The 25,190-nt window shown below is 56.2% G+C and carries 24 protein-coding genes; 3 read left to right on the top strand and 21 right to left on the bottom strand.

The genetic code is table 11. From position 1 onward, the window contains the following. Window positions 1-19 precede the first annotated feature (19 nt). The 5 genes from phhA to hppD all read right to left on the bottom strand — a co-directional run bounded on the left by phhA (window position 20) and on the right by hppD (window position 4,374). Window positions 20-901 (bottom strand): phenylalanine 4-monooxygenase, encoded by an 882-nt coding sequence (gene phhA / locus KORM41_RS05015; protein ID WP_068145483.1) that lies wholly within the window; start codon window positions 899-901, stop codon window positions 20-22. Window positions 902-929: 28 nt separating this feature from the next. After that, on the bottom strand, window positions 930-1,577 hold the full coding sequence (maiA, locus tag KORM41_RS05010) for a maleylacetoacetate isomerase (RefSeq protein WP_068145479.1): 648 nt from the start codon (window positions 1,575-1,577) through the stop codon (window positions 930-932). A 13-nt stretch (window positions 1,578-1,590) separates the two neighbouring features. Next, window positions 1,591-2,598 carry a fumarylacetoacetate hydrolase family protein gene (locus KORM41_RS05005; RefSeq protein ID WP_068145476.1) on the bottom strand — a complete coding sequence of 336 codons (1,008 nt, stop codon included), beginning with the start codon at window positions 2,596-2,598 and terminating at the stop codon, window positions 1,591-1,593. Between the two features lie 64 nt (window positions 2,599-2,662). Further along, window positions 2,663-3,211 carry a VOC family protein gene (locus KORM41_RS05000; RefSeq protein ID WP_068145473.1) on the bottom strand — a complete coding sequence of 183 codons (549 nt, stop codon included), beginning with the start codon at window positions 3,209-3,211 and terminating at the stop codon, window positions 2,663-2,665. Between the two features lie 74 nt (window positions 3,212-3,285). Then, on the bottom strand, window positions 3,286-4,374 hold the full coding sequence (hppD, locus tag KORM41_RS04995; protein ID WP_068145469.1) for a 4-hydroxyphenylpyruvate dioxygenase: 1,089 nt from the start codon (window positions 4,372-4,374) through the stop codon (window positions 3,286-3,288). A gap of 153 nt (window positions 4,375-4,527) precedes the next feature. Here hppD and KORM41_RS04990 point away from each other — a divergent pair, with 153 nt between their 5' ends. After that, entirely contained in the window at window positions 4,528-4,980 is a 453-nt protein-coding gene (locus tag KORM41_RS04990) for a MarR family winged helix-turn-helix transcriptional regulator (protein WP_082719791.1), read from the top strand. Here the strand turns inward: KORM41_RS04990 and KORM41_RS04985 are convergent. From KORM41_RS04985 to ald, 3 genes are all read right to left on the bottom strand, one after another. Beyond that, entirely contained in the window at window positions 4,977-5,948 is a 972-nt protein-coding gene (locus tag KORM41_RS04985; RefSeq protein WP_068145466.1) for an EAL domain-containing protein, read from the bottom strand. The genes KORM41_RS04990 and KORM41_RS04985 overlap by 4 nt on opposite strands. Window positions 5,949-6,070: 122 nt before the next feature. Then, on the bottom strand, window positions 6,071-7,042 hold the full coding sequence (locus tag KORM41_RS04980; RefSeq protein WP_068145462.1) for an asparaginase: 972 nt from the start codon (window positions 7,040-7,042) through the stop codon (window positions 6,071-6,073). Window positions 7,043-7,066: 24 nt separating this feature from the next. Then, window positions 7,067-8,185, bottom strand: a complete 1,119-nt coding sequence (ald, locus tag KORM41_RS04975; protein WP_068145459.1) for an alanine dehydrogenase — start codon at window positions 8,183-8,185, stop codon at window positions 7,067-7,069. 201 nt (window positions 8,186-8,386) lie between these two features. Here ald and KORM41_RS04970 point away from each other — a divergent pair, with 201 nt between their 5' ends. Beyond that, entirely contained in the window at window positions 8,387-8,860 is a 474-nt protein-coding gene (locus tag KORM41_RS04970) for an Lrp/AsnC family transcriptional regulator (RefSeq protein ID WP_068145456.1), read from the top strand. Here KORM41_RS04970 and KORM41_RS04965 read toward each other — a convergent pair. From KORM41_RS04965 to KORM41_RS04955, 3 genes are all read right to left on the bottom strand, one after another. Further along, the gene (locus KORM41_RS04965; RefSeq protein WP_068145452.1) at window positions 8,857-9,855 is read right to left on the bottom strand and encodes a cysteine synthase A; all 999 of its coding nucleotides are present in this window, start codon (window positions 9,853-9,855) and stop codon (window positions 8,857-8,859) included. The genes KORM41_RS04970 and KORM41_RS04965 overlap by 4 nt on opposite strands. Before the next feature lie 94 nt (window positions 9,856-9,949). After that, window positions 9,950-10,471 carry a PAS domain-containing protein gene (locus KORM41_RS04960; RefSeq protein ID WP_068145450.1) on the bottom strand — a complete coding sequence of 174 codons (522 nt, stop codon included), beginning with the start codon at window positions 10,469-10,471 and terminating at the stop codon, window positions 9,950-9,952. Beyond that, window positions 10,468-12,270 (bottom strand): DUF885 domain-containing protein, encoded by a 1,803-nt coding sequence (locus KORM41_RS04955; protein WP_231727147.1) that lies wholly within the window; start codon window positions 12,268-12,270, stop codon window positions 10,468-10,470. Before KORM41_RS04955 ends, KORM41_RS04960 begins: the two co-directional genes overlap by 4 nt. Window positions 12,271-12,424: 154 nt before the next feature. On the opposite strand from KORM41_RS04955, the gene KORM41_RS04950 reads away from it, so the two are divergent. Next, window positions 12,425-13,426: an isoaspartyl peptidase/L-asparaginase family protein gene (locus KORM41_RS04950; RefSeq protein WP_068145444.1), complete on the top strand. Its 1,002-nt coding sequence runs from the start codon at window positions 12,425-12,427 to the stop codon at window positions 13,424-13,426. A 3-nt stretch (window positions 13,427-13,429) separates the two neighbouring features. Here the strand turns inward: KORM41_RS04950 and KORM41_RS04945 are convergent, their stop codons facing one another. The 10 genes from KORM41_RS04945 to KORM41_RS04895 form a co-directional block, all read right to left on the bottom strand. Then, on the bottom strand, window positions 13,430-15,247 hold the full coding sequence (locus KORM41_RS04945) for an ATP-binding protein (protein ID WP_068145441.1): 1,818 nt from the start codon (window positions 15,245-15,247) through the stop codon (window positions 13,430-13,432). A gap of 86 nt (window positions 15,248-15,333) precedes the next feature. Then, window positions 15,334-16,092, bottom strand: a complete 759-nt coding sequence (locus KORM41_RS04940) for an SDR family NAD(P)-dependent oxidoreductase (protein WP_068145437.1) — start codon at window positions 16,090-16,092, stop codon at window positions 15,334-15,336. Between the two features lie 25 nt (window positions 16,093-16,117). Continuing rightward, the gene (locus KORM41_RS04935) at window positions 16,118-17,812 is read right to left on the bottom strand and encodes an AMP-binding protein (protein WP_082719760.1); all 1,695 of its coding nucleotides are present in this window, start codon (window positions 17,810-17,812) and stop codon (window positions 16,118-16,120) included. 29 nt (window positions 17,813-17,841) lie between these two features. Next, a complete protein-coding gene (locus KORM41_RS04930) occupies window positions 17,842-18,909 on the bottom strand; it encodes a hypothetical protein (protein ID WP_068145432.1) in 1,068 nt (355 codons plus the stop codon). A 430-nt stretch (window positions 18,910-19,339) separates the two neighbouring features. Beyond that, window positions 19,340-20,314 carry an NADPH:quinone oxidoreductase family protein gene (locus KORM41_RS04920; protein ID WP_068145428.1) on the bottom strand — a complete coding sequence of 325 codons (975 nt, stop codon included), beginning with the start codon at window positions 20,312-20,314 and terminating at the stop codon, window positions 19,340-19,342. A 63-nt stretch (window positions 20,315-20,377) separates the two neighbouring features. Further along, window positions 20,378-21,559 carry an acetyl-CoA C-acyltransferase gene (locus KORM41_RS04915; RefSeq protein ID WP_068145424.1) on the bottom strand — a complete coding sequence of 394 codons (1,182 nt, stop codon included), beginning with the start codon at window positions 21,557-21,559 and terminating at the stop codon, window positions 20,378-20,380. 16 nt (window positions 21,560-21,575) lie between these two features. Next, entirely contained in the window at window positions 21,576-22,493 is a 918-nt protein-coding gene (locus KORM41_RS04910; protein WP_068145421.1) for an SDR family NAD(P)-dependent oxidoreductase, read from the bottom strand. 21 nt (window positions 22,494-22,514) lie between these two features. Then, window positions 22,515-22,979 (bottom strand): MaoC family dehydratase, encoded by a 465-nt coding sequence (locus KORM41_RS04905; RefSeq protein ID WP_068145417.1) that lies wholly within the window; start codon window positions 22,977-22,979, stop codon window positions 22,515-22,517. Between the two features lie 139 nt (window positions 22,980-23,118). Further along, window positions 23,119-23,907, bottom strand: a complete 789-nt coding sequence (locus KORM41_RS04900; protein ID WP_068145413.1) for an SDR family oxidoreductase — start codon at window positions 23,905-23,907, stop codon at window positions 23,119-23,121. Between the two features lie 22 nt (window positions 23,908-23,929). After that, a complete protein-coding gene (locus KORM41_RS04895) occupies window positions 23,930-25,168 on the bottom strand; it encodes an acyl-CoA dehydrogenase family protein (protein WP_068145410.1) in 1,239 nt (412 codons plus the stop codon). Window positions 25,169-25,190: the final 22 nt, after the last annotated feature.

The raw sequence follows: 25,190 nt of genomic DNA, 5'->3' as shown, positions 1-25,190 counted from the left end.
TTATTATAGTGACATCTCTTTAGCTCGCGGCCTTCGCCAGGCGACCGCCCGCATTTGCATAGGCCTGCGTGCCGTGATTGTGTACTTTGTCGGTCTCCAGCACCGTGTCGGGCGTATAGACCGTTGTATTGGCCTCAAGCTCGTCGTAAAGCGGGCCAAAGTCCTGATAGGTGGCCTCCAAGAGCTCTTGGAAGCTGTCGATCACCCAATAGGTCTGTTGGAAATCATCAATGCGGTAGTCTGTCTTCATCAGACGCATCAGGTCAAAGTGGATACGGTTCGGGCTCTGGTCCTCGAGGCAGAAGATGCTCTCCGCCTTTGAACTGACAATCCCCGCACCATAGATGCGCATACCCTTAGGGGTGTTGATCAGGCCGAACTCAACCGTATACCAATAGAGCCGCGCCAGGTTCGTTAGCACGCCCCGCCCAGCCGCGCGCTGGCCGCCCTTGCCATATGCTTCCATATAGTCAGCAAACGTGGGGTTCGCCAGCAAAGGCACATGGCCGAACACATCGTGGAACACGTCCGGCTCCTGCAGATAATCAAGCTGCGCTTCCGGGCGAATGAAGTTACCAGCCGGGAAGCGGCGGTTTGCCAGATGGTCGAAGAACACATCGTCCGGCACCAGGTCCGGCACCGCAACCACTGTCCAGCCTGTGATTTCCTTTAGCCGTGCGGACAATTCGTCAAAGCGCGGGATACCGCCATCAGACAGCTTCAGCGAATGCAGACCTTCCATGAATTCATCACACGCGCGACCTTCCAGCATCCCTTCCTGGCGGGCATAAAGCCGGTCCCAGCGGTCATGCTCTTCGTCGGTGAAATGCTCCCAATTCTGGTCCACCGTATAGTCTTCGTTCACGTCAACTTCGCGACCAAGGCGTGTTTTAATTTTCATGGGTCCCTCCTAACAAAAGCCGTTACGCCTAGGGCGCATCCGGCTGGTTTTCTGGTGCCGCGTCAACAAAGGCCTGCACGCCCCTGCACGCTTCATCAATCCGCAGAATGGTGGGGAATGCTTCAAGCGGCGTACCGAAACGCCGCGCGTTCCAAACCTGCGGCACAAGATAGACATCCGCCATGCCAGGCGTATCGCCAAAGCAGAAACGGCCTGTGTGGTCACTTGAGGAAAGCATGGCCTCAAGCGCCGTAAAACCTTCGGTTATCCAGTGATGATACCACGAATTGGTGGCGTCTTCATCGGCGCCCAGTTGGCTCTTGATCCGCATCAGCACCGACAGGTTATTGAGCGGGTGGATATCGCAACCAATCAGGCTCGCCAGCTGCCGGACATAGGCACGGTCTGCCATACCGGACGGCAGCAAAGGCGTATCCGGATAGGCTTCATCCAGATATTCAAGGATAGCAGGAGACTGGCTTAGCGCCACACCGCCATCAATGAAATAAGGCACGCGCCCCTGCGGGTTCAGCTTAAGATAGTCGTCTGACTTCTGTTCGCTTACACCCGGTTTCAGGTTGATCGTGCGGTGATCGAAATCAAGCCCCTTCAACCCAAGGGCAATGCGCACCCGAAAGGCTGCCGAGGAGCGGAAATAACCGTAAAGGATGCGCATAATATTCTCCGCCCTAGCCTTTGGTGACAACCTGATCGATCGCACCGAAGATGGACGCGCCGTCACGGTCGAACATCTCGATTCGAATCGAGTCGCCGAACTTCATAAAGCTCGTGGACGGCTCACCGTTCTCAATCGTTTCGATCATGCGGATTTCGGCGATACAGCTGTAGCCCACACCGCCTTCGGAAACAGGCTTGCCCGGGCCGCCGTCCATCTTGTTCGACACAGTGCCAGAACCGATAATGGCGCCAGCGCCCAGCGGACGGGTTTTCGCGGCATGCGAAACCAGCTTGGCGAAATTGAACGTCATGTCGATGCCAGCTTCAGGCTTACCGAACATCTCACCATTATACTGGGACACCAGCGGCAGGTTGACCTTGGTGTCTTCCCATACGCCGTCAAGCTCATCGGGCGTCACGCACACAGGGCTGAAGGCGCTGGATGGCTTGCTTTGAAAGAAACCAAAGCCCTTCGCCAACTCGCCCGGGATCAAGCCACGCAGCGATACGTCGTTTACCAGCATCAGCAGTTTGATGTGGTCAGCCGCGTCCGCTTCGGACACGCCCATCGGCACATCATCGGTGATCACGGCGATTTCGGCCTCAAAATCGATACCGAAGCCTTCGTCCTGCGGCATTACGATATTGTCGCGTGGGCCCAGGAAGGTGTCGGAGCCGCCCTGATACATCAGTGGATCGGTCCAGAAAGTGGCAGGCATTTCGGCATTGCGCGCTTTACGCACCAGCTCAACGTGGTTCACATATGCGGAACCATCAGCCCACTGGTAGGCACGCGGCAGTGGTGATGCGCAATCGGCCTCGTTGAAGGCTTCGCCTTCAACCGCACCGGAATTCAGCGATTCATAAAGCGCGCGCAATTTCGGCAGCGCCGTTGCCCAATCGTCAATTGCGGCCTGAAGTGTCGGCGCGATATCCGCGGCCGATGTCATACGTTTCAGGTCTTTGGAAACAACCACGAGTTTGCCGTCGCGGCCGTTTTTGAGAGACGCAAGTTTCATAGACTTAATTCCTTAACTCAATTGTTCCATCTGGCAGGCCCCGCCCCGCCAATAAATTCAGTGACTAACCGTCGAGCGCCTTGAATTCGCCATTGCCATGCAACCAGGCTGCGTGTTTCGGCGCTTTCTTGGTCTTTGACCATTCCTCAAGCATGTCCGGGCCAACCCGCTTCAACTCTTCAAGCATGCCCGGCTCGTCCGTATTGGCCGCCAGCTCGATGCGGTGACCATTCGGATCAAAGAAATAGAGCGACTTGAAGATTGTGTGATTGGTTGGGCCAAGCACGTCAATACCCGCTGCCTCAAGACTTTCCTTTGCAGCCAGAAGCTCGTCCATGCTGCCCAGCTTGAATGCAATATGCTGCACCCACTCTGGTGTATTGGTGTCGCGGCCCATCTCCGGCTGGTTAGGAAGTTCGAAGAAGGCAAGCACATTGCCATTCCCTGCATCCAGGAAGATATGCATGTAGGGGTCTGGCTCACCTGTTGATGGCACTTCGTTTTCTGCGATCGCCAGCATGAAATCCATATTCATGTGCTTTTGATAAAATTCGACAGTTTCCTTGGCATCGCGGCAACGGTAAGCCACGTGATGAACACCTTGAAGCTTCATGGTTCAACCCTTCTCAATACTTGAACAGATCAATGCAGGGGCACTGGGGGCCCCTGCCCGGTCCTTGCCGCGATTTAGGCCGCGTCTTCGTCAACCTTCAATGCACCACGGCGGATCTGGTCACGCTCCATGGATTCAAACAGCGCCTTGAAGTTGCCTTCGCCGAAGCCGTCATCTTCCTTACGCTGGATGAATTCAAAGAATACAGGGCCAAGGCGCGTTTCAGAGAATATCTGAAGCAGCAGACGTGGCTTTTCACCCTCGGTCGTACCGTCTAGCAGAATACCGCGGGTCTTGAGCTCATTCACTGGCTCGCCGTGGCCAGGCAGACGCTCTTCCAGCATTTCATAGTAAGTTTCAGGAGGCGCAGTCATGAACGGCACGCCAGCTTTCTTCAGGTTATCCCAGCATTTGATCAGGTCGTCACAAGCGAATGCGATGTGCTGAATGCCTTCGCCGTTGTAGGCCATCAGGAATTCTTCGATCTGACCGCTGCCGCCGGCAGCCTCTTCATTGAGCGGAATACGGATCTTGCCGTCAGGCGCCGTCATGGCTTTGGACAGCAGACCGGTGTATTCGCCCTTGATGTCGAAGTAGCGGATTTCCTTGAAGTTGAAGAATTTCTCATAGAAATTCGCCCAGTAATCCATGCGACCGCGATAAACATTGTGCGTCAGGTGGTCCAGCGTGTGGAAACCGCAGCCAACAGGATGGCGGTCAACACCTTCGATCCACTCGAAGTCGATGTCATAGATGCTTTTGCCGTCTTCGAAGCGGTCAACCAGGTAAAGCGCTGCACCGCCAATGCCTTTGATGGCAGGCAGGCGCAGTTCCATTGGGCCGGTAGGCACTTCGATCGGCTGAGCGCCTTTCTTGAGGCACTCTTCATAGGCAAAGTGAGCGTCTTTGACGCGGAAAGCCATGCCGCACGCGGATGGGCCATGCTCTTCAGCATAGTAGGCCGCTGGGCTCTTCGGCTCATAGTTTGCGATAAAGTTGATGTCGCCCTGACGCCACAGTGTCACGTCCTTGGAGCGGTGATTGGCCACGTGGGTGAAACCCATGGACTCGAATACCGGCTCCAGAATACCTTTTTCAGGCGCCGTAAACTCAACAAATTCAAAGCCGCAAAGGCCCATTGGGTTCTCAAAGAGATCGGCCATCTTCCAACTCTCCTATATGTCCTATATACAAAATGGAAAGGCGCACAAAAAACCGCTTCGGAAATTTCCGGATTTCTGGACGCCGTGTTAATTTCTCTTGAACTCATATTAGTTTCAAACGAAACTAATTGCAAGAGTATGTATGAGGTGACGATGAAAAAAGTTTCAGAGGACGCGATCTGTCTTGCAGATTTCCTGCCCTACCGGCTTTCGGTGCTTTCAAACCGGATCAGCCGCGCAATTGCGGACGGCTATGAGGAAAAATTCCAGCTTAGCCTACCGGAATGGCGGGTGATGGCTGTACTTGGGGAGGAAAGCGATCTCTCTGCGGCGCAAGTTGCCGAACGAACCGCTATGGACAAGGTGGCCGTCTCGCGCGCGGTTAACAAGCTACTAGACAGCGGCAGGCTCGAGCGTCACTTCTCACCAGAGGACAAACGCCGCTCGGTCCTGACCCTCTCCGCCGAGGGGCGCACAATCTATAATGAAGTGATTCCCATTGCCGTGGGCTATGAGAGCAGGATTCTAGACCAACTGAGCGCGGTTGAGAAAGAGGCCCTGACGAGCCTCCTGGACAAGCTGGAGACAATACAGCTGCAGGCCTAACCGGCCCTTAGCGGTTCTTCATCTGGCATCCCGAACAGATAGCCCTGCAGATAATCCACGCCGGCGCTTTCCAGCATGCGGGCGGTCTTCTTGTCTTCCACGCCTTCGGCAATCACCTTGATATCCGACTGTTTCGCGGAATCGACGATATTTGCCACCAGCGTCCACTTGCGGCCATCGTCGTTCAGGTCATGGGTCAGCGACTTATCTAGCTTGATAAAGTCAGGCTGTATTTCCGTAATGCCGGACAGGTTGTTAAAGCCGGTACCAAAGTCATCCAACGCGATGCGAATACCGCGGTCCTTCAGGCGGCGCACGAGGCTACGAACGGTTTCCAGATCAGATAGTTGCTGGCTTTCCACAATCTCGAACACCAAATGGTCTTCAGCCAGTCCGCTTTCGCCAAGAACATTGGCAAGCCATGCTTCCATGCCCTCTTCAGTATCAATGGTGAAGGGCAGGACGTTTACAAACACGCTTTCTTTCATCTTGAAACGCTTGGCCGTTCGGGTGGCGCATTCACCAGCCGCCATATCAAGGGCATAAAGCATGCCCGCGGCTTCGGCCGTTTCAAACAGCACTGGGGCCGGGATTTCCGTGCCATCCGTGTGCAAGCCGCGTATCAAGAATTCATATCCCATGACATTCTTGTGGTCTTCCACACACACGATAGGCTGCAGAAGGGATTTGTATCGCCTCTCAGCCAGCAGGTCGCCTAGCCACTGCGCCGACAGGCGAAGCCCAAGCTCCTCGACCGTGTGCATATTGCCGAATTCCTGAAGGGTTGGCTTGGCGTTGCCAGACAGGAGCGCGCGAATAGCCCTGCGCTCCTTCGAACCGAAAGCCTGCTCCAGCACCGGCAGAACCGATTCCATATCGTCTGCCAGGAAACAGACAACGAGCGGCTCGCCCGTTGGCACTTCAATAAATCCGGCCTTTATGAGAACAGTGCGAAGACGGTCACCCAAATGCTCGTCATGGCACCAGAAAAAGGCATGTCCCAAACCTGAGACTATTGGAAACAAAGACTGATCAGGCAACACTCGACCCCTCAAGCTGTCTGCCGTTAACTATAACAATTAGCTCACACTCAACCACTTTTCACCACCCGGGTAAAGGTCTGTTTCCAATTAGTGACACCCTGCCCGAGCAAGGCCGAAAGCAACAAGCGAGCCTTGCGCGCCCGCAACCACCCAGCAGGCACCAGCCCGCGGGACAGCAAGTCGATTTCGGCACCACGATAACCATAAGACCTTTCGAATATCTTACCGCCTCGCGCACGCGTCGACAAAATAACCGGCATGCCCTTCGCCAGCGCCTCTGCCTTATCTGCCCAGACCTCAGACAGATGCCCAGCACCATATGCTTCGATGACCACGCCTTTGTATCCTGCGTCCGCCACCAGATCGAGCATACGCCCGTCGTCATCCAGAACAGCACTGATAAGGGCAACCGGGGCGAACTGGCCGGTCGCGGAAAGGCCAACATTGCGGACAGGACAGTCCCTGCGCCAGTGCAGTTCCCCTTCAGCAATGGTGGCGATTGGTCCCGGTTCTGACTGGAAAGCCTGCAAGCTGGATGTATGCTCTTTCGCAACAAACCAAGGGTCATGAAGCTCACCATTCATGACAAGCGATACGCCACGAAGACGGCTGTCGGTTGCGGCAAGAACGGCATCATAAAGGTTGGCCGGCCCATCCGCACCCGGCTGGTTAGGCGTGCGCATGGCGCCGGTGAAGACGACAGGTTTGTCACTTTGGTTGAGGAGACTGGCGAGAAACGATGTCTCCTCCATCGAATCAGTGCCTTGGGTCACAATCACTGCATCGGCATCGCTTTGGGCTACCCGCTCCATCAAATCAGCCATCATGGCCATGGTCAGGTTCGCACTGCCTTTTTGGACGACTGTTTCAGCGCGCAGGGCAGCCATATCTTCAAGGCCCGGAACGGCCGAGATCAGGTCGCGTGCACTCAGTGTTGGCGTGACCCCCGCGCTTGCGCCGGGGGTCATCGCAATGGTTCCGCCTAGGGCGAAAACCTGGATGACGGGTTTGTTGTTCATACCCGCCGTATATACCAGTTGACGTTACGCGCCAATAGCTTCCAGCGCTGGCGTGTAATCCAGGTTCTGGTCGCGTGCTACAGCTTCATAAGTGATCTTGCCTTCACACACATTCAGGCCCGCCAGCAGGTGCTTGTCATCCGCAAGTGCTTGTTTCCAGCCCTTGTTGGCGATGGCAACGGCATGACGCAGGGTCGCGTTGTTGAGCGCCAATGTGGACGTACGCGCCACACCACCCGGCATGTTGGCAACGCAGTAATGTACTACTTCGTCAACGATGTAGGTTGGGTCCTGGTGAGTCGTCGCTTTGGAGGTCTCGAAACAACCGCCCTGGTCGATGGCCACGTCAACAAGCACGCTGCCGCGCATCATCTTGCCGATCATCTCGCGGGTCACCAGCTTCGGTGCAGCCGCACCCGGGATCAGAACCGCGCCAACCACAAGGTCAGACGCCAGGCAATGCTCTTCAACAGCATCCTGGGTGGAGAAGACAGTCTTCACAGTACCTTTGAAGATGTCGTCGAGCTGCTGCAGGCGACGGATCGAACGGTCAAGGATCGTTACGTCCGCGCCCATGCCAACAGCCATGCGGGCTGCGTTGGTGCCCACCACGCCGCCACCGATCACGGTAACCTTGGCAGGCGCAACGCCTGGCACGCCGCCCAGCAGCATGCCGCGGCCACCCTGGCTCATTTCCAGTGCGTGGGCACCGGCCTGGATCGACATACGGCCCGCAACCTCAGACATTGGCGCAAGAAGGGGGAGGCCGCCAAAGTCGTCGGTTACGGTTTCGTATGCGATCGCGATCGCACCGGATTTGATCAGACCTTGGGTCTGCTGGGGGTCCGGAGCCAGGTGGAGGTAAGTGTAAAGAATTTGGCCTTCGCGCAGCATTTCGCACTCAACTGCCTGCGGCTCTTTCACTTTCACGATCATGTCAGCTTTCGCGAAAACCTCGGCTGCCGTATCAATGACAGTGGCGCCAACAGCTTCGTACATGTCGTTGGTGAAGCCGATCTCGAAACCGGCGTTATTTTGAACGATTACATCGTGGCCGTTTGCGATCAGTTCGCGAACGGATGCTGGGGTAAGACCTACGCGATATTCGCGGTTCTTGATTTCCTTAGGAACACCTACAAGCATTCTGCCCTCCTAAAAACTGGTATTGCTTGCTTTTGGAATGGGGTCGACTGACGGCCCTATGCTGGTCGTTCCAGTCCCCTCACTTCTCTGGAGCGGAATTTACTCCAAAGGTGTTAGAATGTCCTTGCAAAGACATGCAATTTCACTCAGTATTTTGCATGCTAATTGTGAATTATTTATTTTTAACGCAGGAATCTGCGAATGATTAAACTTGATAAGATTGATCGTGCCATCTTGGATGCCCTACAGATGGACGGCAGGCTGTCAAATGTGGAGCTGGCGGACAAGGTCGGACTATCTGAATCCGCCTGCCTCAGGCGTGTCAAAAGCCTGGACGATAAGGGCGTGATAATGCATTACGCCGCCCATCTGAACGCCAGTGCTGTAGGCCTGCCGGGCACGGTGTTTGTGCGTATCTCGCTTGAAGACCAACAGGAAGAAAAACTTCGCCGGTTCGAGGAATCCGTCCGCAGCGTTGTCGAAGTGATGGAATGCTATCTGATGAGCGGTGACGTGGACTATATGATCCGCGTGGCAGTAAAGGACGCGCCAGACTATGAACGTATCCACAATATGCTGACACGCCTGCCTGGCGTGGCGCGCGTGCACTCAAGCTTCGCCCTCAGGAACGTGCTCCGGCGGACACGGCTACCCCTGCCCGCCCAAGAAAACTAGAGCCACTCAGGAACCGGCAGGTTCTTTGATTTCAGGAATTCCGGGTTGAACAGCTTCGACTGGTAGCGAAGACCGCTATCACACAGAAGCGTCACAATGGTGTGCCCTGGCCCCATCTGTTTCGCCAGACGAATAGCGCCCGCCACGTTGATTCCGGTAGATGAGCCCACACACAGGCCTTCCTTCTTGAGCAGATCAAACGCGATCGGCAGCGCCTCGACGTCCGGAATTTGGAATGCCTCGTCGATCGGCGCGCCTTCGAGGTTCGCGGTAATCCGGCCCTGGCCGATGCCTTCAGTGATGGAACTGCCTTCGGCCTTGAGTTCCCCATGCTTGACATAATTATAGATGGCCGCGCCCATCGGGTCCGCAAGTGCGACCACGATATCCTTGTTAAATTCCTTCAGCCCCATGCCGGTACCCACGAGCGACCCGCCTGACCCGACAGCCGTGATGAAGGCATCCACCTTGCCGTCGGTCTGTGCCCAAATCTCCCGTGCTGTGGTTTTGATATGGGCCTCGCGGTTCGCCACATTGTCGAACTGGTTGGCCCAGATCACGCCGTGCTGTTCCGTCGCGGCGAGTTCCTCCGCACGGCGCTTTGCCACATGGTTGAAATTGCCCGGGTTCGAATAGGGCGCCGCGGGCACAAGCTCAAGCCCCGCCCCCATGATCTTGAGCGTGTCGATCTTTTCCTGGCTTTGGGTATTGGGCATCACGATCAGCGTACGGTAGCCCTTTGCATTGGCCACCACCGTGAGGCCAATACCAGTATTACCTGCCGTACCCTCTACAATCAGCCCACCGGGCTCCAGAAGGCCTTTCTTTTCGGCGTCCTCAATGATGTTGAGCGCCGGACGGTCCTTCAGCGACCCACCAGGATTGGCATATTCCGCCTTTCCAAGAATGGTGCAGCCCGTCAGTTCTGACGCGTATTTGAGTTTGATAAGCGGGGTATTGCCGATTGCGGCAATTGCGCCAGTGAGGGCTGTCATGATGCACTCTCCAAAAAGAAACTCTTTCTTAATTGGCTAGCGTTTTGACAAATTCAAGAAAAAAATCAACCCACTTATTTGTGATTTATGGAAATTATTTCTCAGGCGCATGGAATTGGTTCAGATAAAGAATAGCCTCGACCTTGTCTCCGTCGCCCATAAAAGGCAGGGACAGCGTATCGTAAGTCTTATAGTCCTTTTCGGGCGACCAGGCGAGCGGCAGGCCGGTTATCAGCATTGGCTGTACCTTACCAATAACCCACTTTGCACGCCTTGTAAGCGCCTCGGTATGCGGATAGCTGTCCACATAATTTCCCGTTGCGTCATAGCCGATGGCATTCGCGAAGGCAGATCCCATCAACCGGCATTTCAGGCGAAACGGGTCGTATTCCACATCAAAAATAGTCAGGAAAGGCAGCGCCTCACTGATCTTCATAGGGGTCAGGTCAGCCCGCTCAGGGGCGACTTTCCCGCTCCTGAGCTCGTGCCATGTATGAAGAAATCTGGCCGCCAGAGGCCAACAATGGCTGGCAATATCCGGCCCGATGAAAATCCGAGCCGGCGCGGACAGTCCAATCAGGGTTTCAAGGCTGTCTACCGGTGTGTCTGCGTTCATTGGCCCTCATTCAGCTCTGACTGGACCCAACCGTCAATTCGCGCTTCAAGAATATACAGCGGAATACCCCCAGCAGACAGGACTTTATCGTGAAACGCCCTTACATCGAACTTGTCCCCGAGGGCCTTGGTCGCCTTCTGGCGAAGTTCAACAATCTTCAACTCGCCCATCTTGTAGGCCAGCGCCTGCCCTGGCCAGGCGATATAGCGGTCCACCTCCGTGCGGATATTATGCTCTGAAAGCGCCGAGTTTTCGGTCAGCAACTTGATGGCCTCTTCCCGTGTCCAGCCTTTCGAATGGATGCCCGTGTCGATCACCAGACGACAAGCGCGCCACATCTCATAAGTCAGGCGTCCAAAGCGTTCATAAGGCGTTTCATATAGACCGATTTCCTCACCAAGACGTTCCGAGTATAGCCCCCAGCCTTCGCCGAAAGCGTGCGGGTACTGGTTCAGGCGAAACTCAGGCACATTTTCAAGTTCCTTTGAAAGCGCAATCTGAAGGTGGTGGCCCGGCACTGCCTCATGAAGGGTCAGCGCAGGCAGCGTATAAAGCGGCCGTTTATCGAGCGCATAGGTATTCACCCAATATTCGCCGCCCCGCGGGGCATCCAGCGGCGCGCCCGAATAACGCCCCGTTGTATAGTTAGGCGCCAGCACAGCTGGCACGGGCTCAACCCCGTATGGTTGCCGAGGCAGCTTGCCAAACAAGGACGGCAACTTGCCATCCACCTTTTTGGCCAGATAGCTGGCAAACATTAGCAGTTCTTTTTCTGTCTTGGCATAAAACTGTGGGTCCGTGCGCAGGAAGGTCAGGAAATCCTGGAAGCTGCCTTCAAAGCCCACCTCTGCGATAATGGATTCCATGGCAGCCCGGATGCGCGCAACTTCCTTGAGGCCAATCTGATGTACTTCATCCGCAGAGATATCGATGGTGGTATAGTAACGCACCATATCCTCATAATAGGCTGCCCCACCCGGCACTTCACTGATCCCCAGGCTTTCCCGCGCCGCCGGATAGTAGGCTTCGCGCATGAACTGCGCGAGCGCTGCATAGGCGGGTATCACCTCATCTGCGATCACGTTTTTAGCTTCAGCGCGCAGCGCAGCTTTGTCTGAATCCGACAATGTGGCGGCCATATTGACAAAAGCACCATAGAAGGGGATGGCGTCTGCGCCTCCCTTCGCAAGAACGTCAAAGCTTGGCATCAGGCCGTCCAGCACCACCTTGGGCATGGTGAAGCCTTCTTTCATGCCGGTGCGCATATGCTCAGTGTTTTCCGCGAGATACCGCGGGATATCCTTCAGCCAGCGTATGTAGGCGCGGTAGTCCTCAGCAGTCCGGAAATTGATGGATTGCCAGGCCCGGGTTGGATAGGTGTGGAAACCGCTATCGCTGAAAAGCGGCTGACGCCATGTACGGTGCTTAGCCTCCAAGAGTCGGCTTTCCACCATATAGCGGAACATGTCATAGTTCAGCTGGCCTTCTTCATCCAGCCGGTTGCGATTGATCGCCTCCAGGCGGTTCAGGAACTCCTCGTTCCTGGCGGCTCGCCGCTGATGATCCTTGAGCGCCTGGGCACTCAGATGATCCGCAACCGGGCGCGGCTTGCCGCGTGGCCCTGTGCCCGGGTTTTCCTGGTAATAGTAAGCCCGCTCATCCTGAAAAAGCAGCTGCAGCTTTTCCTCCGCACTTTCCCCGCGCTCAACAGCCGCACCAGATACGCTGGTCAGCACCAAAGCTGACGCCAGCAGTCCCGTCTTGAACCACGCTCCCATGAACCATCCCTTTCCCGACACCTTCGGCCTCCTGAGAGGCCTGGGTTTCATTTGTGATCAAACACTTGATGTTCCTTCCTTCATGCGGAACAATCCGCCTTCTGTCAAATGGGAGCGAAACATGTGGTATAAAAAAATCGTCGCCGTCGCGGCGTTTCTTGCGTTGGGAGCATGTATGGGCGAAACACCAGAAAAACCTGATTATGCGCTTGTCATCCATGGCGGCGCAGGCACCATAACGCCTGATAAACTGACGCCCGAGCTTGAAGCCGCAATCCGATCCGAGCTGTTGGCAGCCCTTGCGGCAGGAGAAGCTGTGCTCAAGAATGGCGGTGAAGCGCTGGATGCAGTCACGGCAACGATCCAGGTGCTGGAAAATTCGCCCCATTTCAACGCCGGTCGCGGCGCTGTATTCACCGCAGAAGGCACGAACGAACTGGATAGCTCCATCATGGACGGGCGCACGCTGGATGCCGGCGCTGTCTCCGGCGTCAAAAACATCAGGAACCCTATCCTGCTGGCCCGCGCTGTGATGGAAAAATCGCCACATGTGATGATGATGGGGCACGGTGCAGAAACCTTCGCCGCCACGCAGGACATTGAGGCGGCGGACGACGCCTATTTCTTCACCGAACACCGCTGGAGACAATATCAAGACGCCAAGGCCAGAAAGGTAGGCCCCATGTTGGACCATGACGGCAAGGCACCCGCTGATGCTGGCAAGACCGGTGCTGCGGAGGATGTATTGAACGGTGACTATAAGTTTGGCACGGTTGGCGCTGTCGCCCTGGACAATGCTGGAAACTTGGCGGCAGGCACATCAACCGGCGGCATGACATTCAAGATGCATGGCCGCGTGGGCGACAGCCCGATCATTGGGGCCGGCACCTACGCCAATAATGAAAGCTGCGCAGTGTCTGCCACGGGCCACGGTGAATTTTTCATCCGCGCAACGGTTGCCCGCAATATCTGCGCACTAATGGAATATGCAGGCCTTGGCCTTCAGGAAGCTGCTGACCGCGTGGTTATGGATCAGCTGGCGCAGATGGGTGGTGACGGCGGCATCATTGCGGTCGACAAGGACGGCAATATGTCCATGACATTTAACACACCGGGCATGTTCCGTGGCAGTGTCAGCAGTCGCGACCCAGCAGAAACTGGCATCTACAAGGAATAGAGGCTACCCGCCCAATTCATCCAGAAGCCCATCCAGCGCATCGGCACCGCTCGTGTCGGTCGGGCTGGGTGGCTCCTGCAGACTGCCTTTCCTGACGGAAGCCTTGGCAGTTTTTGGCGCCTTTTTGCCGGATTTCCCCGCTGGCTTTTCCGCGGCAGTCGGGGGAATGTCAGGCAACATCCCTTCCTTCACAATGGCGTGGATTTCTTCGCCCAACACCTGATTGATCACCATCAGCAGCCGCTTGCGGTTGATCGGCTTGGTCACCACGTCTTCCATACCGGCCTGACGGAATCGTTCGATCTGCTCTGGGAAGGCATCCGCCGTACAGCCCACAATTGGCACCTTGGACTTTTCGCCGTCCATGGCGCGGATCCATTTTGTGGCATCAATACCGCCCAGAACAGGCATCTGGATATCCATCAGGATCAGGTCGAAATCCTGCTCTTCAGCGAGAGCACATGCCTGAGCGCCATTTTCAACCGCAACCAGTTCATGGCCAAGCTTGCCAAGCATATTGTCGATGATCCGCTGGTTGATCAGATTGTCATCTGCCACCAGTATCCGTAGCTTCCGACTGGCCGCTGCTTCCATGATGGACAGGTCTGAATCATAGCCGAAGTCGTCGACGAGGTCGTCTTCGTTGCCTTCGCGGCACTGGAAGGTGAACCAGAAGCTGCTGCCCTCGCCTTCCTCACTCTCCACTCCGATGTCACCGCCAAGCAGAACCGTCAATTGCCGACAGATCGCCAGCCCGAGGCCCGTTCCGCCGAAACGCCGAGTAGTAGATGCATCAGCCTGGGTAAATTTCTGGAACAGGCGCCGCTGGGCATCTTTGCTGATGCCGATACCGGTATCAGTTACCACGATCTTGATGCCAAGCTCCCCGGCAGAGGCATAATCACGCGATGCCTGTATAGTCACACCGCCTACCTCGGTGAATTTCAGGGCATTGCCAACCAGGTTAAACAGGATTTGCCGCAACCGCGTCGGATCAGTGATAATCACGTCCGGTACATCATCTGCGCATTCCCAGGTAACATCCAAGCCCTTTTCTTTCGCCTTGGGCTCCAGGAAATGGATGGTATCCGAAATTACCCTTTCGATCCTTGCCGCCTGGAAATCCAGCTCCACCTTGCCCGCTTCAAGCTTGGAGATATCGAGAATATCATTGATCACGGTCAGGAGCGTCTGGGCAGACTGCTGCAGTGTCTGGGCGAAATAGATCTGGTTTTCGTCAAGCTGCGTGTCCATCAGCAGGTCGATCATGCCAATCACGCCGTTAAGCGGCGTCCGTATCTCGTGGCTCATGGTCGCCAGAAATTCGGATTTGGCGACGTTGGCGGCTTCTGCTGCATCCCGCGCCTTGGATAGCTCATTGGCAAGTTTTGCAAAGGCTTCACGCTGTTCTTTGAGAACCGCCTCGTTCCGGCGTTTGTCCTGGACCACCTGCTGTAGATTATACTCCACCTCAGAAAATTCTATCAGCCGGGCCCGTGCCTTTTCCGCTGTGGCGTGAACCGTCTCCAGCGCAGCCTGAAGGTCAGGCCGGTTGCTCAGCTCTTCAAGAGCTTCGAGATATCGGATTTTATCCCCGTTCACCCAGCTTTTCAGGTGCTTGAGGAACTCGCCTTCAGGCTCGACCATATGGGTCTGGATATATTGGCGCAGCGTAAAACCAGCGATGCCGCCGATAACTGCGGTCGCCAGCAGTGGCCAAACGGGTGGTGGAGCCTCAGCCGCAAACAGGTAAACAGGACCCGCGGCCATGACCGCGAAGATTGCTGCTATCCAGGGAATGAATTTGACCATTCGGGTCATATACACCGGCCATCAGAACATGGGTTGTTTAGGCAAGATTAGTCTCTTGCCGACAATTGCGCAATATATGTAACCAGACCGAGTATTCAGAACTGAATCCTGCGAGTGAAGCCACCATCTACCACCAGGTTGGTCCGCGTAACCCATGAAGCTGCCGGACTGGCAAGAAATGCCACACAGTTTGCTACTTCCTGCGTTGTCCCTAGCCGCCCGAAAGGATGCCGCGCCGCAACGCCGTCATAGGCCTCTTTCTGCGCGTCCTTTACCTGTCCCCAGAATCCGTCATCCACGTGAATGGGCCCAGGTGACACGGCATTTACCCGCACCCCATGCTGGGCAGCAAGATCACCCAACTGGCTGGAATAGGAAATAAGCGCTGCTTTGGCTGTGTTATAGGGTGCTGGTGCCCCCATGGCTTCCACACCCGCAATACTGGCAATGATGACGATTGCACCATCGTTTCCCTGCACCAGTTGCGGCAGCAGGCTTTCGCAGCCCCTGACCGTTGCCAGTATGTCCACCTCAAAAGCGGTACGCCAGCCTTCTTCCCCCTGCCCTGCGCCACCTGACACATTGGGAATAAATATGTCCGCGCCGCCAAGTGCCCCAACAGCTTCCTCAAGCCAGGCAAGATAGGCATCTGCCTGCCGCACGTCGACGGCACGCCCGCAAACCTCATGCCCCGCGTCAGACCATTCCTGGACCCTTGCGGCTACTTCATCTTCCTTGCGGGCGCAAAATGCGACCTTGGCGCCCTCATTCAGAAAGGTTTGGGCAATTGCCAAACCAATCCCGCGCGTCGCCCCCGTAATGATGACGCGTTTGTCTTTAAGTCCCAGATCCATAAGCAGCCCCTATTTGAGGCTTCCCCTAAATCGATGCCGCCATATCCCGCAGTTCGCGGCGCAGTACCTTGCCAACAGGTGACTTGGGAAGCTCGTCTACAAAGCATACAGTCTTAGGAACCTTGTAGCCGGTCAAGTGTTCTCTGCAATGCCGGATCACTTCATCGTCCGTAAGGTCTTGGTCTGCCTTGACAATATAGGCCACCACTTTTTCACCAGTCTCATCATCTGGCGCGCCAACAACGGCGGCTTCAGCCACCCGGTCAAAGCGCGTCAGCACGTCTTCAATATCAGTCGGGAACACATTGAAGCCAGATACAATTACCATGTCTTTCATACGATCAACGATCGACAGGTACCCTTCCTCGTCAAAGATGGCCACATCGCCTGTGCGGAGCCAACCGTCGTTGATGGCTTCATCGGTGGCCTCAGGGTTGTTCAGATAGCCTTTCATAATCTGGGGACCTCTCAGCCACAGCTCGCCTGGCTCGCCGCGCGGGCGGTCTTTGCCATCTTCGCCCACGATACGCACTTCCGTGCCCGGGATTGGACGACCGCACGTGCCGCGCCGAGGTGGCTGGTCAAGCGGCATGGATGCCACAACGCAGGTACCTTCCGTAAGGCCATAACCTTCATAGATTGGTGCGCCAGTCAGCTTTTCCCAAGCATCGGCCGTGGCGGGCTGCAAGGGGGCGGCCCCGGACATGCACAGACGCAGGGAACTTGGCGGCATAGACGTGAACCATTTTTCCTGCATCAGGCCAAGGTATAGCGTGTTCACACCCGGCATGATGGTGATATCAAAATTCTCGAACACAGGTTTCAGGTTTGAAAGCGGCCTGGGCACCGGCACCAGAACCACATGGATGCCCAGGTGCATGCTGTTGATGGCACCAACTGCCAGTGCGTAAACGTGATAAAGCGGCAGGATCAGCATCAGGGCATCATCCGGCTGCGCCTTGAAAGCCCCTTCCCTGTGGTTTGCCTGCGAAATATTACCCACAACATTGCGGTGCGTGAGCTCCGCCCCCTTGCTGCGGCCCGTTGTGCCGCCGGTATATTGGAAGATGGCAACGTCATCGAGCCCGGCACCTTCGCGGTATGCGGCGATATTTGCGCCCGCTGCAAGGTGCTTCCGCCCTTTCCGGATAACGCCGTGGATCGACCCGGCCTTTTCAGCGCCAAAATCAGGCACGGCCTTCTTGATGTATTTGAGCGCGAACCCCAACAAGTGGCGTTTCATCCCCGGAAAGAAATCAACCAGCGAAATAGGGTAGATGCGACTGACCGAAGTATCTTTGATGGATTCCTGAACCCGGTCGCCGAATACATCGATGACAAACCAGACCTTGGCACCGCTATCCTTCAACTGATGATTGGTTTCATCCGGCGTATAGAGCGGGTTCACGTTGGTGATCACCAGCCCTGCCTTCATGATACCGAAGGCAAGAACCGGGTATGCCAGTGTGTTGGGAGACTGGATCGCGACCACATCGCCCGGCTTCAGCCCCAGTTCTTCGCGCAGGTAAGCCGCCACGGCGTCGGAATATTCACCAAGCTCCGTATAGCTCATGGTGTGGGAGTGGCCGGTGGGCAGCACGCAACTGAAGGCGGACTTCGCCCCATGGGTGCGCACGCAATTGTCCACCATTTCGCCAAGGTGCCCCGCGAGCATGTCCTTTTCGGTAAACGGCACCTCGTCCATCAATGATCCCTCCATTTGTCTCCCACTTCCCTAATAATAGCCCACTATTCAGGTGCGGCTTCAAGTCTATTCATCAGCGCGTCCTGATTTTGGCAGAGTTCCCCAAACTCTTCTGCCAGCCGGTAGCTCATGTCCACCACCTGGCGCCAGTAAGGCAGGCGCTCGCTGTCTTCCATATCGGTGAAATTCTTGCGGTCCGGTATCCGGCCGTTTGGCAGGCTGGCCACGAACTCGTCTGTTGGCGCCAGGATCAACTGCTGATCCAGCACGTCACCCGTCACCCGCCGGGTCTGGCGCGCCTTGTCGAACCAGCCTGGCACCAAATGGCCATAGAAGTGCGGATAGAGCACAATGCCGTCGTTATACTGCCACGGTATCTCGAAATGATAGTCGATCACGCCGCCGTCCCGGTAAACGCCCTTGGGCGCCCCCATGATGTCACGCACTGCTTCCACCACAAAAGGGATTGAGCCAGAGGCCATCAAGGCGTCGTGGATTGCGTCCGCCTGCAGCTTCACGTCTATCCGCTCAAAGCCTGCCCAGGCACCCGAACAGGCAACATGGTCACCAGAATGAAACACCGCGCGCTGGAAGAAATTCCCCAAAAGTGGCCTGCTGATGCTGTTAGCCGCAAAAGCGCCAAGAAGCCCGGCCCCTTCAAGAAGCCTTGACTGGCTGGCCGTCGCGCCCAAGCAGCGCACGGCCACGATATTGAGATTGCGGGCTTTGTTGCCGATTATGGCATCACGCGCTTCGGGCCCCATCACCTGGTCCAGAATGCGGTATGAGGCTTTTGATACAGCCTCGGGCGTTGCGCCATCTTCCTTGCGGTAGCTGAAATAGGCGTCTTCAAAAGTCCTGAACATCGCCCCAGCGTCGGGATGTGACGCGAGTGTCATGCGCCAGGCACCGATGGATGAGCCGACCATGTCAATAGGGCCCTTGGCATCCTTCAGCCATTCGCCGAAAACATACTGATCCAACCCTCGCAGGATCAGCCACTTCGGGCCGCCGGAGGCGCCAACCACAAGACGCACAAGGTCAGGCGTCAAGCCATTTTCCTCAATGCGACGGCGCGCTTCTTTTCCTGCAATAAGTCGTAAGGCTTTCATACACTCCCCGATCATGCTCACCTGATTGGTTTACGTTCACGGAAAGGAAGATACAGCCATACGATCCTTTTTCAAGACTAACCAGTCCAGAAATTTGAAAATCTATGCATAACGCGGTCAATTAAGCCAGACCGAGCAAAACGGAAATCACAGAGCGCGCTTCGTTGGTCAACAGCTTGGGCGTCCGGCACAGTATTTCCAGCTCCGACAAGCTCACCCAATCCTGAAAGGTCTGGTTTTGAATGGATTTGATCGTACAGCGCAAAAGGCTGGGCCGATTGTATGTCGCGACGACAATTGTCACCAGTGGCACAAGCTGCCTCCCAAAAAGACAGCCAGCTTTTGCCACGCTTTTTAGTAAAAATCAATTAAATGGAAAAAGGCCGCGACACATGCCGCGGCCCGCCTTATTTGAAATGACTGCGTCCTTTTATGGCTTTAAGATCACCTTCCCTTTGGCGCGTCGCTCGCTAAGGCACGCGAAGGCATCGACCACATCATCCAGCGCATATACATCGTTCACCAGCGGCTTGATGGTGCCTTTTTCGAACATGCCGAACATATCAACCATATTCTGCACCTGAACTTTCGGGTTGGCCCGGGCGAAATTACCCCAGAAAACGCCAACGATCGAACATTGCTTGAGCAGACAAAGATTGAGCGGCGGACGCGGGATATCGCCTGCTGCGAACCCGATCACCAGATGCCGCCCACCGGGCGCCATGGTCCTGAGTGCGGCTTCAGTATAATCGCCGCCCACAGGGTCGTAGATCACGTCCACACCCTTGCCGCCGGTGATTTCCTTGACGCGGTCCTTGAGCTCTTCCTTGGAATAATTGATCAGGTGATCTGCCCCCGCATTCTTGCAGAACTCAAGCTTTTCGTCCGTGCTGGCAGCAGCAATCACCGTGGCGCCCATGGCCTTGCCAAGTTCAACTGTCGCGAGGCCAACACCACCTGCCGCGCCCAGGACCAGAAGCGTTTCGCCCGGTTGGATATCCGCACGCTGCTTAAGCGCGTGATAGCTTGTGGCATAGGTGATGGTGAAACCGGCAGCCACTTCAAACGGCATGCTTTCAGGCATCGGCACCAGCGTCATCGCGGGCGCCACAGCCTTTTCAGCGAAAGCACCCTGCTGATTGAAGAAAATCACCCTGTCCCCGACCTTGACGTTGGTGACGCCTTCACCCAGTTCCGCAACAACACCTGCGCCCTCGCCGCCTGGCGTGAAAGGCAATTCAGGCTGGAATTGATATTTGCCTGCAACCATCAGAACGTCGGGGAAATTCAGCCCCCCTGCCTTCACATCGATCAGCACCTCACCCTTGCCCGGGGTTGGGTCTTCGATTTCTTCAACTTTCAGATTGCTGGCTGGGCCAAGCTCGTGGCAACGAACGGCTTTCATTTCAAATCTCCTGAAAAAACGGCAGGCCCCTCAGGGCCCGCCTCTTTTGGGTCGGTTTTCGCCTTAAGCGACTTCGAACAGTCCAGCCGCGCCCATGCCGCCGCCCACACACATGGTGCAGACAACATATTTGGCACCGCGGCGCTTGCCCTCAATGAGCGCATGACCAACCATGCGCGCACCGGACATGCCGTATGGGTGACCAATGGAGATCGCACCGCCGTTCACGTTCAGAAGTTCATCCGGAATACCCAGCTTGTCACGGCAGTAGAGAACCTGCACGGCGAAGGCTTCATTCAGTTCCCACAGGCCGATGTCGTCCATCTTCAGGCCGTTCTTTTCCAGAAGCTTTGGAATGGCGTAAACTGGGCCGATGCCCATCTCATCCGGCTCAAGACCTGCAACCGCAATGCCGCGGTAGATACCAAGCGGGTTCAGGCCGCGCTTTGACGCTTCCTTGGCTTCCATCAACACAGATGCGGAAGAACCATCAGACAGCTGGCTGGCGTTACCGGCCGTAATGGTGCCGCCTTCGATCACGGTCTTGAGACCGTTCAGGCCATCAAGTGTGGTTTCAGGCCGGTTGCCTTCATCTTTGTCCAGGGTCACGTCGTGGAAAGTCATTTCCTTCGTTTCCTTGTTCACCTGAACCATTTTGGTGGAAATCGGCACAATCTCGTCGTCGAACTTGCCGGCTTGTTGGGCGGCTGCTGTCCGCTGCTGGGACTGCAAGCCATATTCGTCCATGGCCTCTCGGGAAATGCCGTAGCGCTCTGCCACTGTTTCTGCCGTCTGCAGCATCGGCATATAGGTATGCGGGTGCATTTCCACGAGGGATTTGTCCACAGCTTGCCAACGGTTCATATGCTCGTTCTGCACCACAGAGATGCTGTCCTGACCGCCACCGATGGCAATATCCATGCCGTCAGAGATGATCTGCTTGGCCGCAGTGGCGATTGCCATCATGCCCGAGGAGCACTGGCGGTCGATGGTCATGCCGGACACGGTGACCGGAAGACCAGCACGCAAGGCTGCCAAACGGCCGATGTTCGATCCTTGCGACCCCTGGGTCAGCGCACTGCCCCAGACCACATCTTCGATTTCGCCGCCTTCAAGGCCTGCGCGCTTCACAGCGTGCGCGATTGAGTGTGCGCCAAGGGTCGGGCCCAAGGTGGCATTGAGAGACCCGCGATAAGCTTTGCCGATCGGCGTCCGGGCTGTTGATACGATTACTGCTTCCCGCATGGGAGTTCTCCTTAAATTACATTTTCACGCCGAGCGCTGCGGCGGCTTTTCCGATAAATTTCATTGATTGTTGCCCGCCCTGCACCAGCTCCTGCTGGCCGTCAGGGTTAGAGATGTCGTCCATGCCCGCACGGACGTTCTCTGGTGTCTGGTCTTCCGGCTTCAGGTAGATGCCGTCAGTCTCGTAAACCACTGCCTTGGCATAGCCACCAGCGCCTGCAGCCAGAATGGTGCGGTTTGGCGCGTCCTTGTCACATAGGGTGATCAGGCCTGCCGTCACGGATTCAGGCGTTGACAGATCAAGCGCAGCCTGCGGCAGCAAGCCTTCAGTCATGCGCGTCGCCGCCATTGGCGCCAGACAATTGACCCGGATGTCATATTTTCCGCCTTCAAGACACAGGGTGTTCATGAAGCCCACCAGCGCCATCTTGGCCGCGCCATAGTTGGCCTGGCCAAAGTTGCCGTAAAGCCCGGATGATGACGTGGTCATGACGATCCGGCCATAGGCCTGTTCGCGCATGATCTCCCACACCGCTTTGGTGCAGGTCACAGAGCCCATCACATGGACTTTCATGACGAACTCGAAGTCCTCAAGGTCCATCTTGGCGAATGTCTTGTCCCTGAGGACGCCCGCATTATTGATCAGCACATCAATGCGGCCCCATTTGTCCATGGTTTTCTGAACCATGTCGGCCACCTGCGCCGCGTCACATACGTTGGCGCCGTGGGCCATGGCCTCGCCGCCCGCATCGGTGATCTCTTTCACAACGGCCTCTGCTGCTGCGGACGAACCACCTACACCATGCACATCGCCGCCCAAATCGTTCACCACCACCTTGGCACCGCGCCGCGCCAGCTCAAGCGCGTGGGTCCGGCCAAGACCTCCGCCCGCACCGGTTACAATCGCCACCTGGCCTTCGAAACTGATACTCATAAAATGTCTCCCAACCTCAGATTATTCGCTAACGACGATCATGGACAGCCACTCTGCGACCAGCGCCGGGCGATCCTCGCCTTTGATCTCGATGGTAATCTCATTCTTCAAAAGCAGCCGGTTACCCGGCTTCTCATCCACACTAATGAGCTTCACGCGCGCCCGGATGTCGCTGTTCACCTTCACGGGGCTCATGAAGCGCACCTTGTCGCAGCCATAGTTAATGCCCATCACCGTGTTCTTGACGCGGATTGAAGCACCAGTAGAAAGCGGCGTCAAAAGCGACAGGGTCAAAAAACCGTGTGCGATGGTCGTACCGAAAGGCGTTTTGGCCGCAGCCTCCGGGTCGATATGAATGAATTGGTGATCATTTGTCACATCTGCAAATGCATTGATCCGGTCCTGGTCAATATGCATCCAGTCTGAAACGCCCGTCTCCCTGCCAATGAAATTTTTAAGGTCTTCTTTAGCCACAACCTCTGTCATATCCGCCCCTTTCACCTTTCAAAATCCCCCTATTGGGGTATCGATTCAACAATGCGAAACAAGTGTTTGTTCCGACTCAGTTTTTACGATTCGAATCAGAATGCTTCGACCGATTCGTTTTTGCGTCGTTTGTGCGCTATCACGGCAATGCCGACAATCCCCCGTCCAGCGGAATGATCCCGCCGGTAATATAGCTGCCTGCCCGTGACGCCAGCATCAAAAGCACGCCTGCGATGTCCTCCGGTGTACCACAACGCCTCAGTGGAACGCCTTCCTCCATCGCCTTGCGCCGAGCCTCGTCGCCGGTGATGTGTGCCATCATACGGCTAGGGAATGGCCCCGGCGCAATAGCGTTCACTGTAATGTTATCGCCGCCCAGTTCGTTCGAAAGCATCCGCGTCAGGTGATGCACTGCCGCCTTGGACGCGCCATAACTGTAGGCGCTATTGGATACAGGCCGCGTCCCCACCACTGACCCCAGGTTGATGATCCGGGCCGGGTCTGACGCTGTAGCCGATTTTCTGAGCATGGGAAGAAGCCGGCGCGTCAGGTCAGCAACCGCCGTCACGTTCAGGGTAAAGACTTCTTCCCATTTGGACCGCGGGAATTCCTCGAACGGCGCTCCCCAGGTCATCCCGGAATTGTTCACCAGAATATCCAGCTTGTCTTCGTGCGCAGCCATGGCCTTCGCCAGATGGACTGTGCCCTCTTCCGTCTTCAGGTCTGCCTGAAGCGCAACAACCTGACCGGGGCCCACAGCATTGAGTTCCTCAGCGACCGCTTCGCAGCTCTCGAGCCGCCGGGAGGCGATATAAACCTTGCACCCGGCACGCACGAGCGCCTCGGTGGCCATGGTACCGATGCCCGAGCCACCGCCCGTCACCAGCGCCACTTTGCCTTCAATGCTGAAAAGGTTGGAAATCTCCATGCCTTTTTCCTTCAAACTGCCTTTAGACGCTGTTGGAGCGGTATTTCTTGAGCTCGGTGCGTGCAATCACCATGCGGTGCACAGCATCCGGCCCGTCAGCGAAACGAAGCGTGCGCTGGCCGTGCCACATGGCCGCAAGCGGGAAGTCCTGGCTGATGCCCTGCCCGCCATGCATCTGCATGCTTTCGTCGATCACCTTCAGCGCCATCCTGGGCGCCACCACCTTGATCTGGCTGATGTAAGGCTGGGCGGCCTGGGTACCGATCGTGTCCATCATATGGGCAGCCTTCAGGCACAGAAGCCGGGCCATCTCAATCTCGATCCGGCATTCAGCGATGATGTCATAGTTGGCACCCAGCTTCACAAGCGTCTTGCCAAAAGCTTCCTTCGACAGCGAGCGTTTGATCAGCAGTTCAAGCGCGCGTTCAGCTGCACCAATGGAGCGCATGCAGTGGTGGATACGGCCAGGGCCCAAGCGGCCTTGGGATACCTCAAAACCACGGCCTTCGCCCAGCACCAGGTTTTCCTTAGGCACGCGTACATTGGTGAAGCGGATATGCATGTGGCCGTGTGGCGCATCGTCATGGCCGAACACCATCATGGGACGCAGAATTTCAATACCTGGCGTGCCCGCTTCCACCAGAATCATGCTGTGCTGGTTCTTGCGCGGCGCTTCGTCGCCCGCTGTTTTCACCATGGTCACATAAACCGCACAGCGTGGGTCGCCCGCCCCGGATGCCCAGTATTTCTCGCCATTCAGGACATATTCATCGCCATCAAGCTCAGCCGTCATTGCGATGTTGGTGGCGTCAGAGGATGCCACGTCAGGTTCCGTCATCAGGTACGCAGAGCGGATCTTGCCCTCAAGCAGCGGCTTGAGCCACTTTTCCTTGTGCTCGGCTGTGCCGTAGCGTTCGATCACTTCCATGTTGCCAGTGTCGGGCGCGGAGCAGTTGAAGCTTTCTGCCGCCAGGTGCGACCGGCCCATTTCTTCCGCCAGATAGGCATATTCAACAGTCGTAAGGCCATAACCTTCCTTGCTGTCTGTCAGCCAGAAGTTCCAGAGCCCGGCTTCTTTTGCCTTGGCCTTCAGGTCCTCAAGAATTTCGGTCATGCGCGGCGTGAATGCAAACCTGTCGCCCATGCCGCCCACTTCATGATGGTATTCGTCTTCAACCGGCACTACGTGCTCGTCGATGAAGGCGCGAACCTTTTCCCTGAGTTCCTGGCCGCGTTCGCTAAGCCCCAAATCCATAGACATGCCTAATTCCTTCTTCCTCTAA

This window comes from Kordiimonas lipolytica (assembly GCF_001550065.1).
Note: the sequence above shows the minus strand (reverse complement) of the source record. Positions and strands in the feature narration are given on the sequence as shown.